Origin of the sequence: Streptomyces sp. yr375, assembly GCF_900110755.1 — a bacterium.
Lineage (GTDB): Bacteria > Actinomycetota > Actinomycetes > Streptomycetales > Streptomycetaceae > Streptomyces.
The window spans coordinates 137,422-150,802 of sequence record NZ_FOFF01000014.1 but is presented as its reverse complement, the minus strand read 5'-3'; the positions used below and the strand labels follow the sequence as shown (position 1 = coordinate 150,802).

The 13,381-nt window shown below is 69.9% G+C and carries 11 protein-coding genes; 6 read left to right on the top strand and 5 right to left on the bottom strand.

What is annotated here, in order from left to right; genetic code table 11:
- The first annotated feature begins 37 nt into the window (after positions 1-37).
- The gene (locus tag BMZ82_RS17105; RefSeq protein ID WP_093776576.1) at positions 38-847 is read left to right on the top strand and encodes a 5'-methylthioadenosine/S-adenosylhomocysteine nucleosidase; all 810 of its coding nucleotides are present in this window, start codon (positions 38-40) and stop codon (positions 845-847) included.
- Between the two features lie 40 nt (positions 848-887).
- Complete coding sequence (locus BMZ82_RS17100; RefSeq protein ID WP_371271239.1) at positions 888-1,625, top strand: XRE family transcriptional regulator; 738 nt, start codon at positions 888-890, stop codon at positions 1,623-1,625.
- A 29-nt stretch (positions 1,626-1,654) separates the two neighbouring features.
- Here the strand turns inward: BMZ82_RS17100 and BMZ82_RS17095 are convergent, their stop codons facing one another.
- Positions 1,655-2,680 carry an ATP-dependent 6-phosphofructokinase gene (locus tag BMZ82_RS17095; RefSeq protein ID WP_054239866.1) on the bottom strand — a complete coding sequence of 342 codons (1,026 nt, stop codon included), beginning with the start codon at positions 2,678-2,680 and terminating at the stop codon, positions 1,655-1,657.
- 202 nt (positions 2,681-2,882) lie between these two features.
- On the opposite strand from BMZ82_RS17095, the gene pta reads away from it, so the two are divergent.
- The 3 genes from pta (at position 2,883) to pyk (ending at position 7,782) form a co-directional block, all read left to right on the top strand.
- Positions 2,883-4,985 (top strand): phosphate acetyltransferase, encoded by a 2,103-nt coding sequence (gene pta / locus BMZ82_RS17090; RefSeq protein ID WP_093776574.1) that lies wholly within the window; start codon positions 2,883-2,885, stop codon positions 4,983-4,985.
- Positions 4,982-6,196 carry an acetate kinase gene (locus BMZ82_RS17085; protein WP_093776572.1) on the top strand — a complete coding sequence of 405 codons (1,215 nt, stop codon included), beginning with the start codon at positions 4,982-4,984 and terminating at the stop codon, positions 6,194-6,196. The genes pta and BMZ82_RS17085 overlap by 4 nt, the downstream gene beginning before the upstream one ends.
- Before the next feature lie 155 nt (positions 6,197-6,351).
- On the top strand, positions 6,352-7,782 hold the full coding sequence (gene pyk / locus BMZ82_RS17080; RefSeq protein WP_093776570.1) for a pyruvate kinase: 1,431 nt from the start codon (positions 6,352-6,354) through the stop codon (positions 7,780-7,782).
- A gap of 122 nt (positions 7,783-7,904) precedes the next feature.
- On the opposite strand, the gene BMZ82_RS17075 is transcribed toward pyk, so the two are convergent.
- The 4 genes from BMZ82_RS17075 to BMZ82_RS17055 form a co-directional block, all read right to left on the bottom strand.
- The gene (locus tag BMZ82_RS17075; RefSeq protein WP_093776568.1) at positions 7,905-9,299 is read right to left on the bottom strand and encodes a hypothetical protein; all 1,395 of its coding nucleotides are present in this window, start codon (positions 9,297-9,299) and stop codon (positions 7,905-7,907) included.
- Positions 9,289-9,939: a DUF6114 domain-containing protein gene (locus tag BMZ82_RS17070; protein ID WP_093776566.1), complete on the bottom strand. Its 651-nt coding sequence runs from the start codon at positions 9,937-9,939 to the stop codon at positions 9,289-9,291. The genes BMZ82_RS17075 and BMZ82_RS17070 overlap by 11 nt, the downstream gene beginning before the upstream one ends.
- Before the next feature lie 133 nt (positions 9,940-10,072).
- Positions 10,073-10,714: a DUF6230 family protein gene (locus tag BMZ82_RS17065; RefSeq protein ID WP_093776564.1), complete on the bottom strand. Its 642-nt coding sequence runs from the start codon at positions 10,712-10,714 to the stop codon at positions 10,073-10,075.
- A 639-nt stretch (positions 10,715-11,353) separates the two neighbouring features.
- Complete coding sequence (locus BMZ82_RS17055; RefSeq protein ID WP_093776562.1) at positions 11,354-12,331, bottom strand: tetratricopeptide repeat protein; 978 nt, start codon at positions 12,329-12,331, stop codon at positions 11,354-11,356.
- Positions 12,332-12,676: 345 nt separating this feature from the next.
- Here BMZ82_RS17055 and BMZ82_RS17050 point away from each other — a divergent pair, with 345 nt between their 5' ends.
- Positions 12,677-13,342 carry a TetR/AcrR family transcriptional regulator gene (locus tag BMZ82_RS17050; protein WP_093776560.1) on the top strand — a complete coding sequence of 222 codons (666 nt, stop codon included), beginning with the start codon at positions 12,677-12,679 and terminating at the stop codon, positions 13,340-13,342.
- The last annotated feature ends 39 nt before the right edge of the window (positions 13,343-13,381 follow it).

The window sequence follows — 13,381 nt, the reverse complement described above, 5'->3', positions numbered from 1 at the left end:
TCCTCTCCCCCGATGGACCTGGCAGTACCTTGAAGGGGTGCCAGAGACAAAACCCACTGTCGTGGTCCTTACCGCGCTCGCGCTCGAATACGCGGCCGTACGCGCACATCTCACCGACCGCGCGGAACACGTCCACCGGGACGGCACCCGCGTCGAGGTCGGCGGGCTCGACGGCACCCCCTGGCAGGTCGCCCTCGCCGAACTGGGCGAGGGCGTGGTCAACGCCGCGGCGATGACCACCCAACTCGTCACCTGGCTCCGCCCGCAGGCGATCCTGTTCGTCGGCATCGCGGGCAGCCTGAAGGACGACATCGAGATCGGCGACGTCGTCATCGGCACCAAGGTCTACGGCATCCACGGCGGCAAGTGGACCCCGCAGGGCTTCCTGGCCCGCCCCGAGGCCTGGCACGCGTCCAACGCCCTGCTCCAGGCGGCCCGTTCGGCCGCACGGGACCTGCCGGACGTCCGCTCCCACTTCAAGCCGATCGCCTCAGGGGACGTGGTCCTGGCCGACGCCGAGGCCGAGATCGCCGGGCATCTGCGCACGCACTACAACGACACGGCCGCGATCGAGATGGAGGGCTCCGGCGCGGCCCACGCGGCCCATGTGAACAGCCAGTTGGACGCCCTCGTGATCCGGGGCATCAGCGACCACGCCGACGCCACGAAGACCGCGACGGACACCACCGGCTCCCGGCAACAGGCCGCCCGGCAGGCGGCGGAGGTGGCACGAGCGGTGCTGCACAAACACCGCCCGCACACCCCACACCCCGGTTCCGCGGGCGACCACATCACCTTCCAGGGCGGCACCTTCTACGGGCCCGTCATCGGCAAGATCACGGGATAACGGGGCACACGGGACGCCGCCGGAGTCCCGACCGGTGACTATGGCCAAACACCCGGTAGCCACCCCACCCCCCACCACCTACCTTGTCCCCGTGCCCAGACCCCCGTCCCACACGCGCCAAGCAGGTCCGCCCTTCAACGCCCCCGCCGCCCGCAGACTTCGCGCCGCGCTCGGGATGACGCCGGGGCACGTCGCTCACGGGCTTCGGGCGTCGTACGCGCTGCCGCACGCCACTCCCGACCTCGTCCACGCCTGGGAACGCGGCACGCTCACCCCCACGCACCCCGAACTCACCGCGCTCGCCGGGGTGTTGTGGTGCTCGCCGGTCGAGTTGATCGGCCGGCCGCGGAGCCTGCGCGACCATCGCATCGCCCGCGGGTTCGCACCGGAGGACGTCGCCCGGACCGTGGGGCACGAGTTCGCGGCGTACGCGCGGATGGAGGAGAGCGGGGAGTGGCAGGGCACGGACCGGCAGACGGCCGCGCTCGCCGAGCTGCTCCACCTCACGCTGCCCGACCTGATCGCCCTCACCGGCCACGAGGCCAGGCTCGCAGACCTGTTGCGCACCGCGACGCGCACGCGCTGGCAGGCGTACGTCAAACCGGTCGGCAGGATCGTCCCCCTGGACCGGCGACTCCTGGAGGACGCCCTCCAGGAGCTGCACCGCGACTACCAGGGGCAGTTGGCCGCCACACCGAACCCGGGCGACGGCGGACAGGACTTCCTCGACCGGATCGTCGACGACTTCTGGGCGATGATCGAGAGCCGAACCGCCTAGAGAGAAGCCGAGAGCCCTTAAAGGGGCTGCTAGAAGACCGACTCCGCTTCCACGATCCGGTCCTTCGGGACCGTCTTCAGTTCGGTCACCGCCTCCGCGAGGGGGACCATCACCACGTCCGTCCCGCGCAGCGCCGTCATCCGGCCGAACTGGCCCCGGTGCGCCGCCTCCACCGCGTGCCAGCCGAACCGGGTCGCGAGGACGCGGTCGTACGCCGTCGGGACGCCGCCGCGCTGGACGTGGCCGAGGATGACCGGGCGGGCCTCCTTGCCGAGCCGCTTCTCCAGCTCGTACGCCAGGGCCGTACCGATGCCCTGGAAGCGCTCGTGGCCGAACTGGTCGATCGCGCCCTTGCTGTAGTCCATCGTGCCGTCGGCCGGGTGCGCGCCCTCCGCGACGCAGATCACCGCGAACTTCTTGCCGCGCGCGAACCGCTCCTCGACCATCTTCACCAGGTCCGCCGGGTCGAAGGGCCGCTCCGGCAGGCAGATGCCGTGCGCGCCCGCCGCCATCCCGGACTCCAGCGCGATCCAGCCCGCGTGCCGGCCCATGACCTCGACGACCATGACGCGCTGGTGCGACTCGGCGGTCGTCTTCAGGCGGTCCATCGCCTCCGTGGCGACGCCGACCGCCGTGTCGAAGCCGAACGTGCGGTCCGTCGACGAGATGTCGTTGTCGATCGTCTTCGGGACGCCGACCACCGGCAGCCCGGCGTCCGACAGCATCCGCGCCGCCGTCAGCGTGCCCTCGCCGCCGATCGGGATCAGCGCGTCGATGCCGAAGTCGTGGATCATGTCGGAGGCGCTCTCGCAGGCCTCGCGCAGCCGGTCGCGCTCCAGCCGGGAGGAGCCGAGGATGGTGCCGCCGCGGGCCAGGATGCCGCTCACCGCGTTGAGGTCGAGGCCTCGGTAGCGGCCGTCGAGCAGACCCGCGTAGCCGTCCTCGAAACCGATGACCTCGTCGCCGTAGTTGTCCACCGCTCGGTGTACGACCGACCGGATCACTGCGTTGAGGCCGGGACAGTCGCCACCTGCGGTGAGAACTCCGATGCGCATCGTGCTGTGTCTCCTGCTCGCTGTCGGTATCGGTGAGCCTGGCCTCGATTGTTCCACGCCGCCGACCGGGCTGTCTCTTGACGGGCGCCTTATCCACGGCCAGGGGTATTGTCAAGAGCGATCCGCTCACCTAGGTGGGCGATTTTTATGACCCCGAGAGCCCGAAAGCCCCAAAGCCCGACAGCAGGAACGGAGAGCTCGCGTGACCCGCAGCGTGTACGTCACCAGTATCGACCGCGGCGACGGCCGCCAGGTCGTCGAGCTGGGGGTCATGGAACTCCTGACCCGGCGGGTCGACCGGGTGGGCGTCTTCCGCCCCCTCGTCCACGACGGCCCCGACCGCCTGTTCGAGCTGCTGCGCGCCCGCTACCGGCTGGCGCAGGACCCCGCGACCGGCTACGGCATGGACTACCACGAGGCGTCCGCCCTCCAGGCCGAGCAGGGGGCCGACGAGCTGGTCTCGACCCTCGTCGACCGCTTCCACCGCGTGGCCCGCGCGTACGACGTCGTCCTCGTCCTGGGAACGGACTACGCCGACACCCAGTTCCCCGACGAACTCGCCCTCAACGCCCGTCTCGCCAACGAGTTCGGCGCGTCCGTGCTGCCGGTCGTCGGCGGGCGCGGGCAGACCGCGGAGTCGGTGCTCGCCGAGACCCGCAACGCCTACCGCGCGTACCAGGGCCTCGGCTGCGACGTCCTCGCCATGGTCAGCAACCGGGTCGCCCGCGAGGACCGCGACGAGATCGCCGACCGCCTCGCCGACCGGCTGCCCGTGCCCTGTTACGTGCTGCCCGACGAGCCCGCCCTGTCCGCGCCGACCGTCGCGCAGATCAGCCACGCGCTGGGCGGGAAGGTGCTGCTGGGCGACGACTCGGGGCTGGCCCGCGACGCGCTCGGCTTCGTCTTCGGCGGGGCCATGCTGCCGAACTTCCTGGCCGCCCTGACCCCGGGCTGTCTGGTCGTGACCCCGGGCGACCGCGCCGACCTGGTGATCGGCTCGCTCGCCGCGCACAGCGCCGGCACCCCGCCGATAGCCGGTGTGGTGCTCACCCTCAACGAGGTCCCGAGCGACGAGATCCTCACCCTCGCCGCCCGACTCGCCCCCGGCACCCCGGTCGTCTCGGTGCCCGGCCTCAGCTTCCCCACCGCCGAGCAACTGTTCTCCATGGAGGGCAAGTTGAACGCGGCGACCCCGCGCAAGGCGGAGACCGCGCTCGGCCTCTTCGAGCGGCACGTCGACACCGCCGAGCTGCTGAAGCGGGTGTCGGCCCCCAGCACCGACCGTCTCACCCCGATGATGTTCGAGCACAAGCTCCTCGAACAGGCCCGCACCGACAAGCGCCGGGTCGTCCTCCCCGAGGGCACGGAGGAACGCGTCCTGCACGCCGCCGAGGTGCTGCTGCGCCGCGGCGTCTGCGACCTCACGCTCCTCGGGCCCGTCGACCAGATCCGCAAGAAGGCCGCCGACCTGGGCATCGACCTCGGCGACTGCCGGTTGATCGACCCCGCGACCAGCGAACTGCGCGACGCCTTCGCCGAGAAGTACGCCGGACTGCGCGCCCACAAGGGCGTCACGGTGGAGCTGGCGTACGACGTCGTCTCCGACGTGAACTACTTCGGCACGCTGATGGTCGAGGAGGGCCTCGCCGACGGCATGGTCTCCGGATCGGTGCACTCCACGGCGGCCACGATCCGCCCCGCCTTCGAGATCATCAAGACCAGGCCGGACGCCGGCATCGTCTCGTCCGTCTTCTTCATGTGCCTCGCCGACAAGGTCCTCGTCTACGGCGACTGCGCCGTGAACCCCGACCCGAACGCCGGGCAGCTCGCCGACATCGCCATCCAGTCGGCCGCGACGGCCGCCCGGTTCGGCGTGGAGCCGCGGATCGCGATGCTGTCGTACTCCACCGGTACGTCGGGCTCGGGCGCGGACGTCGACAAGGTGCGGGAGGCGACGGAGCTGGTCCGCGCCCGGCGCACCGATCTGAAGATCGAGGGGCCGATCCAGTACGACGCGGCCGTCGAGCCCACCGTCGCCGCGACCAAGCTGCCGGGGTCCGAAGTCGCCGGACAGGCCAGCGTGTTGATCTTTCCGGACCTCAACACCGGCAACAACACCTACAAGGCCGTGCAGCGTTCGGCCGGCGCGATCGCGGTCGGGCCGGTGCTCCAGGGGCTGCGCAAGCCCGTCAACGACCTGTCCCGGGGCGCGCTCGTCCAGGACATCGTCAACACCGTCGCCATCACGGCGATCCAGGCCCAGAGCACGCCCCAGACCACCGACCAGAAGGCAACCGCCCAGTGACCGGCACCCGCGTCCTCGTCCTCAACTCCGGCTCCTCGTCGGTGAAGTACCAGTTGCTCGACATGCAGGGCGGCGGCCGGCTGGCGAGCGGGCTCGTCGAACGCATCGGTGAGCAGTCCGCCCGGCTGAAGCACACGCCGCTCGCGACCGGCGGCGCGGCCCGTGAGTGGACCGGGCCGATCGCCGACCACGACGCCGCGCTGAAGGCCGTCGCGGAGGAGCTGGCGAAGGACGGTCTCGGGCTGGACTCCCCCGAGCTCGCCGCCATCGGCCACCGCGTGGTGCACGGCGGCCAGACCTTCACCGAGCCGACCGTGATCGACGCCGCCGTCCTCGCCGAGATCGAGCGGCTGATCCCGGTCGCGCCGCTGCACAACCCGGCAAACCTCACCGGCATCCGCACCGCGACGGCACTGCGCCCCGACCTGCCGCAGGTCGCCGTCTTCGACACCGCCTTCCACACGACGATGCCGGAGGCGGCGGCGCGGTACGCGATCGACGTCGAGACCGCCGACGCGCACCGCGTGCGGCGCTACGGCTTCCACGGGACGTCGCACGCGTACGTCTCCCGGGCGACGGCGGGGCTGCTGGGCAAGACCCCCGAAGAGGTGAACGTCATCGTGCTGCACCTGGGCAACGGGGCGTCCGCGTCGGCGGTGGAGCGGGGCCGGTGCGTGGACACGTCGATGGGGCTCACCCCGCTCGAAGGCCTCGTGATGGGAACCCGCTCCGGGGACGTCGATCCGGCCGTCATCTTCCATTTGGCGCGTGTTGGCGGAATGTCCATCGACGAAATCGACACTCTTCTCAACAAGAAGAGCGGTCTGATCGGACTGTGCGGCGACAACGACATGCGGGAGATCCAGCGCCGGCTCGACGAGGGCGACGCACGGGCGAAGCTCGCCTTCGACATCTACATTCACCGGTTGAAGAAGTACATCGGCGCCTATTACGCCGTACTCGGCACCGTGGACGCGGTCGCGTTCACCGCCGGGGTCGGGGAGAACGCGGCGCCGGTGCGGGCGGCGGCCGTCGCGGGCCTGGACTCGCTCGGTCTGGCGGTGGACGGCGCGCTGAACGCCGTACGCGGCGACGAGCCGCGGCTGATCTCGCCGGCCGGCGCCCGGGTGGCGGTCGCCGTGGTGCCGACGGACGAGGAACTGGAGATCGCCACGCAGACCTACGCACTGGTGAGGCCCACGCACGGGTGAGGCGGTATTGATATGCGTCCGCCGCCCGGCAACCGCCCGGTAAAGCAACTGAGCACTAGCCCGCCCATTTGTATGTTCTGAAATCTTCCGCGCGTCTTCCGCATCTTCCGCCAGACGGAATATTCCGGAGCGAAACAAGCCGATAGGATCGCCCCATGCGCCGTTCGAAAATCGTCTGTACTCTCGGCCCCGCGGTCGACTCCCACGAAATGCTCGTGTCGCTGATCCAGGCCGGCATGAACGTGGCCCGTTTCAACTTCAGCCACGGCACGCACGCCGAGCACCAGGGCCGTTACGACCGGGTCCGGGCCGCCGCCAAGGAGACCGGCCGGGCCATCGGTGTCCTGGCCGACCTCCAGGGCCCGAAGATCCGCCTGGAGACCTTCGCCGAGGGTCCCGTCGAGCTGGTGCGCGGTGACGAGTTCACCATCACCACCGAGGACGTCCCCGGCGACAAGACGATCTGCGGCACGACGTACAAGGGCCTGCCCGGCGACGTCTCGCGCGGCGACCAGATCCTCATCAACGACGGCAACGTCGAGCTGAAGGTCCTGGACGTCGAGGGCTCCCGGGTGAAGACGATCGTCATCGAGGGCGGTGTCATCTCCGACCACAAGGGCATCAACCTGCCCGGTGCGGCCGTCAACGTGCCCGCGCTGAGCGAGAAGGACATCGACGACCTGCGGTTCGCGCTGCGCATGGGCGCCGACCTGGTCGCGCTGTCCTTCGTCCGGGACGCCAAGGACGTCGACGACGTCCACCGGGTCATGGACGAGGAGGGCCGCCGGGTCCCCGTCATCGCCAAGGTGGAGAAGCCGCAGGCGGTGGAGAACATGGAGGCCGTCATCGCGGCGTTCGACGCCGTCATGGTGGCCCGTGGCGACCTGGCCGTCGAGTATCCGCTCGAGAAGGTCCCGATGGTGCAGAAGCGCCTCATCGAGCTGTGCCGGCGCAACGCGAAGCCGGTGATCGTGGCGACCCAGATGATGGAGTCGATGATCACCAACTCCCGCCCGACCCGCGCCGAGGCCTCCGACGTGGCCAACGCGATCCTGGACGGCGCGGACGCGGTCATGCTGTCCGCCGAGTCGAGCGTGGGCGCGTACCCGATCGAGACCGTGAAGACGATGTCGAAGATCGTCACCGCGGCCGAGGAGGAGCTGCTCAGCAAGGGGCTCCAGCCGCTCGTGCCGGGCAAGAAGCCGCGTACGCAGGGCGGTTCGATCGCGCGTGCCGCGTGCGAGATCTCCGACTTCCTCGGCGGCCGTGGCCTGGTGGCGTTCACCCAGTCCGGCGACACCGCGCGCCGGCTGTCCCGCTACCGCGCGTCCCAGCCGATCATCGCCTTCACCACCGACGAGAACACCCGCAACCAGCTCGCGCTGAGCTGGGGCGTCGAGTCGCACGTCGTGCCGTTCGTGAACACGACCGACGAGATGGTCGACATGGTCGACCAGGAGATCGCCAAGATCAACCGCTTCAGCCCGGGCGAGATCGTCATCATCACCGCCGGCTCGCCCCCCGGCGTCCCCGGCACCACCAACATGCTCCGCGTCCACCACCTGGGCGGCGACACCCGCGACTGACCCACGGGCCCCGCGCAGGGGCTTGCAGGGCTCGCAGAGCTCGTACGGCGCTGAGGGCGCCCCCTGGCGACAGGGGGCGCCCTCAGCGTTTTGTGCGGCTCCCGAACGGGTCTGGGGGTGGCTCAGCCGGCCGTCGTGTACTGGTGCAGTCCCGGCACGGTCAGGGTGCCGCCGAGCTGGCCGGCCTGCTGGACCTTCACGTTGGTGAAGTAGATCAGCGGGATGTTCAGCGGCGGCGGGGTCTTCGGGGTGAACGTGACCGGGATCAGGCCGAACAGGTTCCCGGAGATGCTCTCCGTGTACATGATCGTGTTGCCGTTGCGGATGGTCGACGTGGTGCCCTTGCCGGCCTGCACGTGGTAGATGCGGCCCGCCTGCTTGTCGTCCACCGTCTGGTGCAGGTCGCCGATGTCGGTCCCGTCGGAGACGACGTACTTCAGCACGTCCTTGACGGTGCCGTTGGCGGTCTTCACCTTGACGATGCCCTGGTAGTCGGCGCCCTTGAGGAGCAGCGAACTGGCGTTCAGGAACCAGGGGTCGTCGGGCAGCCTGACGCCCTTGTTGTCGATGCCGCCCTCGTCGTCCGTGGCCACGGGGCAGCCGTCGGCGTCCGGGCTCGCGCTCTCCGAAGGGCTCGCCGAAGCGCTCTCCGAGGGGCTCGGCGAGGCCGTGGCGTCGTCGTCGGCCTTCTTCTCGGAGCCCTTGGCGTCCTTGCCGTCCTTCGCCGTGTCCTCGGCCGTGGCCGCGGTGTTCTTGGCGGTGTCCTTCGCCGCTTCCTTGCCCGCGGAGCCGGTGCCGGAGCCTGTGTCGGTGCCCGACGAGTCGTCGGCCGGGGCCGAGGCGGAGGCGGACGGCGACGGGCTCGACGTGGCCGTCGCGTCGGAACCGGAGGCGGAGCCGGTCGTCTTGCCGTCGAAGAGGTCCGTGATGGCGTCGCCGATGGTCTCCAGGACGTTCTTCCCGGTGTCCGAGGGGCTCGTCGTCGCGGTGTCACCGGACGTCGCGGACTTGTCGGGCGAGGAGGAGGCCGAAGGGGCGGGCTCGGCCGTGTCACCGGAGCCTGAACCCGAGGAGCCTGAGGATCCCGAGGAAGAGGAGCCGCCCGACGGGTCCTTCGCGTCGTCCTTGGAACCGGCAGAGCCGTCCGTGGACTCGTCCTTGGAGTCCTTGGAGTCGCTCTTCGAGTCGTCGGCGTCGTCGCTCGCACCGGCCGAGGCGGACGGTGAGGGCGAGGCCGACGGGGAGGCGTCCTGGTCGGCCAGGGCCGCCACGCAGTCCTTGTACTCGTCGATCGTGAGGCTCTTGGACGCCGGCTGGTCGTCGGCGTTGGCGAGGGTGGGCGTGAAGCCCATCCCCATCAGGACCGCCGTCGGCATGGCCGCCAGGGCTATCGCCTTGCCGGCCGGCATGTGGAGTCTGGTGAACAGTGGCTTCTTGGGTGCCGCGTGGCGCGGCCCGGTGGTCCTCACACGGGCAGCGTCCACATCGCTCCCGGTGGAAACCTCGTCAGCCGGCACTGTGCCTCCCGTTCGCCCCGTTGGCCGGGCTCGTTCCTGACAGATCGTGCAGTTCGTCGTGCAGATCGTGCGGCGCGGCCGGTCCCTCGTCGTCCTTGGTCAGGGACGTCTTCCCGGTGCCGGACGGGCCCGTGCTGTACGGGTTCACCGTGAGGTCGCCCGCCGGGGCGGGGCTCTCGGGCAACGCGCTCTCGGGGGCGTTCCCGGCGTTCGCACCGGCCTCCGGCGCCGGAGCCGGGGCGGGCGGCGGGCCCGGCGCCCAGGACACGGCCATCGCCCCGCCGATCATCCCGAACAGGAAACCGACGATGAAGCCGCCGAAGTTGGAGACAGGGAGCGAGACCAGCGACAGCAGGATCGCGGCGATTCCCGCGAAGGTACGGATGTGCTTCTGGAACCACAGACTGACGCCCAGTACGACGAGCAGGACTCCGATGATCAGCGATCCCGCGCCCGCCGTCGTGGACATGCGGATCGTCAACTGACCGATGGTGAGGTGCGCGTAAGGGAAGTACATGATCGGGAGACCGGCGATCATGACGAACAGACCGGCCCAGAATGGCCTCGTACCCCGCCAGGCGCGGAACTGCAGCCTCCACCGGGTGAACAGGCTGGAGGCGGCAGGAGTCTCGGCGCTCATGGAAACAGCTCCCTGGTGCGGTGTTGCCGTGGTGAGGGTCTTCCGCAGGCGCACAAGGGCGCGAGGGGGCGAAGACCCGGTCGGAGGCGACAGGCGGGAGGCCTCACGGCCTGCCCCGCCCGTCACCGAGTGCCTAGTAGCACTCCTTGGTGCCCGAGTAGAGCTTCATGCTCAGTCCGGGCAGGGTGAAGGTTCCGGCGGTGGTGGCCCACGCCGTCTGCTTCACTCCGTACAGGTCCACGGACGACGCCTGCTGGCCGAAGCCGTTGGGGCTCGCCTGGTCCTTGTCCTTCATGGGCGGGTTCTTCATGGAACCTGCGGAGACGCCGATCTCCATGTCGTTGAACACGGCCTTTTCGGCGGCGAGGTCCTCGACGTCGATGTACAGGTTCTGGGCCCTGACCTGCTTCTGCTGGTCACTGCTGTCACCTGCCGTCAACTGCAGAGTGACAGAGCCGAGCAACGGGATGCCCGGCGTGACGACCGACTGGCACATCTTCTGGATGCGGGCATCGGCGAACGCCGACACCGCGACCGGGTGGATCGCGCCCTTGTTGTCGAGCGTCTTGCCCGTGTCGATGGCTCCGTACTGCGAGAAGCCCTCACCGTGGATGTAGTCGGCGCTCACCTTGAACGACTGACCCGACACGCTGAACGATGCCGCCAGCGCGCCCTGCGCGAGGGCGACACCTATACATGCCGTGGCGGCGACGCTGGGCACCATCACCACAGCGAACCGCTTCCATCTGGTCCCGCCACGCACCTGGGACTCCATATTTCCTCCTTCTCGGACGTACATCTCCTGACCCCGGCTCGCCTCCTGAAACGGCGGCTCGGCCGGGCAGGGATGGGAGAAGTGCTACGTCCTCGGGAAGGGGAGCGCCCGTACTCGGAGGCGCTAACCGCGCACCGATCACCGGCGATCACCCCCGAGCGACAACCACTGGTCGCGCCTGACACGCATCACGCACAACCTTGCTGGACAGGCTCCGCCGAGCGGCGAAGACCCCCCTGCCCAAGGGCCGACGACACTGCCGTCGGGCCCTGCTCGGTGGGGACCCAGGAAACCCCGTTGACCCAACCGGCTGTCGGGGTACGGGATTGGACCGAGCGTGGCCGATCGTGGTGCATTCTCGCCGCCCGCACAAGGGGGTTCATTACTGGCTAGTAACGGCCGGATAACCGAACAACGACCCACAGGTCTCGACCGGCGACGCAGGGTGCCAGCTCCGCCCGGGACAAAGCCGTTGATCGGTGGACAGAATCCGACAGATCAACGCCCCCGTCTTACTGCCAGTAACAGCGGCCGCGATTACCAAGATTTGGTAAAGCGCGGCCACTGGGGAACCACTGCGGCACAACTCTCACTCGCGCGACACGGGCTCTGACGTTTAGCGACTGGTCAGCACCCGGATCAGAACAGCGCGCGCGCCAACGCCCGCCGGGCCGCCGACACTCGGGGATCCTCCGGCCCGACCACCTCGAACAGTTCGAGCAGCCGCAGCCGTACGGCGTCCCGGTCCTCGCCGGCCGTGCGGCGCACGGTGTCGATGAGCCGCCCGAAGGCGTCCTCGACATGACCGCCCACCAGATCCAGGTCGGCCGCGGCGATCTGCGCCTGGGCGTCGGCGGGCCGCTCGGCCGCGTCCTTACGGACCTGCTGCGGGTCCATCCCGCCCACCCGCTGGAGCAACTCGGCCTGCGCGAGCCCGAGTTCGGCCTCACTGTTACCGGGGTCCTCGGCCAGCACGCTCTGGTACGCCCGCACCGCACCGCCGAAGTCACCGGCGTCCAGCGCCTGTACGGCGGCTTCGAGCAGCGCGTCGTACGGCCCGACCGGGTCGGCCGCGACGGCCTCCGGTCCTGCGCCCGACTCCGCGTCGGGATCGACGTTCAGACCGGTGAGCCCGAACCGCTCCTCGGCGACCTGCACCAACTGGTCGAGGGTCTGCCGGATCTGCGTCTCGGCGGCGGCCCCCTGGAAGAGCGGCAGCGCCTGCCCCGCGACGACCGCGAAAACGGCCGGGATGCCCTGCACCCCGAACTGCTGCATCAGCATCTGGTTGGCGTCGACGTCGATCTTGGCGAGCAGGAAGCGGCCGTTGTACTCGACGGCGAGCCGCTCCAGGACCGGGCTGAGCTGCTTGCAGGGCTGGCACCACTCGGCCCAGAAGTCGATGACGACGGGCACCTCGGCGGACCGCTGCAGGACCTCCCGCTCGAATCCCGCCTCATCGACGTCGATGACGAGATCGGCCGGAGAGACGGCGCCCGCGCCGCCCTGCCGCGCTGTTTCGGCGCGCGTCTGCTCCGCCTTCGCCTTGGCCTCCTGGGCCGCCTTCACCGCGGCGAGGTCGACGACTCCGCTCATGGACATGTTCCGTGGCTGCATGCGTCTATCCTCCCCCGTCGGCGCGCCTGCGTGAAAAGCGTTCCGAATACGCCCCGAACTGCTCGAAATACGTTCTGAACTTCTCGAACTTCTCGAACCTCGCGGACACGAGCGCCGGGGTCCCCACCCCGCGCCCTGCCCCGCCTCACCACGTCGGCCCGCGTACGTCCGTCGCGAGCCTTCGAACGAGCTTCCACATGAGCTTCCACATGAGCTTTCACATGAGCTTTCGCTACGGGTCGTAGCGTAATGGCACTGGGTGCCTTGGCAACACCACGTCCCGGACCGTCTCCCGGTGATCTGCCTCACGGAAGCCCCGCACAAACCGCCGGTTAGGGTGCGGGGATGCAGAGCCGCACCCCCGCAGGCCGAACCGGCCGTCCGCGCAGCGCCGCCGCGGACACCGCGATCCTGGCCGCGACACGGGAGGCACTGGTCGAACTGGGCTGGTCGAAGCTGACCCTGGGAGACGTGGCCACGCGCGCGGGCGTGGCGAAGACCACCCTCTACCGCCGCTGGTCCGGCAAGAACGAACTGGTCGTCGACGCGGTCGCGGAACTCTTCGGCGAACTCGAACTCCCCGACCGCGGCAGCCTGGCCGCCGACATCGAGGGCGTGGTCCTGCAGTTCGCGGCGATCCTGGCCCGCCCGGAGGCCAAGAGCGGCCTGATGGCGGCCGTCGCCGAGGCCATCCGCGACGACGCCCTGCGCGAACGCATCCGCGCCTCCATCGTCGACCCGCAGAAGGACCTCGTCCTGGAGGGCCGCTCCCGCGCCCAGGCCCGCGGCGAACTCCCCCCGGCAACCGACCCGACCGAGGCCGCCCGCACCGCCGACCTCATCTTCGACGTCGTCGCGGGCGCGGTCGTCCACCGCACCCTGGTCAGCGCGGAACCGGCGGACGAGGAGTGGGTAAGAAGCCTGACCCGGCTGCTGGTACAGGGCCTGGCGCCGTCCGGCCACTCCAGCCAATCCAGCCCGTCCGGCACACCCAGCCCGTCCGGCGTTTGAGGACGAGGCCCCTTAAGGGCCGATAGGGGGGTCTGGGGG

Coding starts and splice junctions, on each gene's coding strand:
- BMZ82_RS17100 (WP_371271239.1), top strand. CDS start 888: ATGGCCAAACACCCGGTAGCCACCCCACCCCCCACCACCTACCTTGTC.
- BMZ82_RS17095 (WP_054239866.1), bottom strand. CDS start 2,680: ATGCGCATCGGAGTTCTCACCGCAGGTGGCGACTGTCCCGGCCTCAAC.
- pyk (WP_093776570.1), top strand. CDS start 6,352: ATGCGCCGTTCGAAAATCGTCTGTACTCTCGGCCCCGCGGTCGACTCC.
- BMZ82_RS17070 (WP_093776566.1), bottom strand. CDS start 9,939: ATGAGCGCCGAGACTCCTGCCGCCTCCAGCCTGTTCACCCGGTGGAGG.
- BMZ82_RS17065 (WP_093776564.1), bottom strand. CDS start 10,714: ATGGAGTCCCAGGTGCGTGGCGGGACCAGATGGAAGCGGTTCGCTGTG.
- BMZ82_RS17055 (WP_093776562.1), bottom strand. CDS start 12,331: ATGCAGCCACGGAACATGTCCATGAGCGGAGTCGTCGACCTCGCCGCG.
- BMZ82_RS17050 (WP_093776560.1), top strand. CDS start 12,677: ATGCAGAGCCGCACCCCCGCAGGCCGAACCGGCCGTCCGCGCAGCGCC.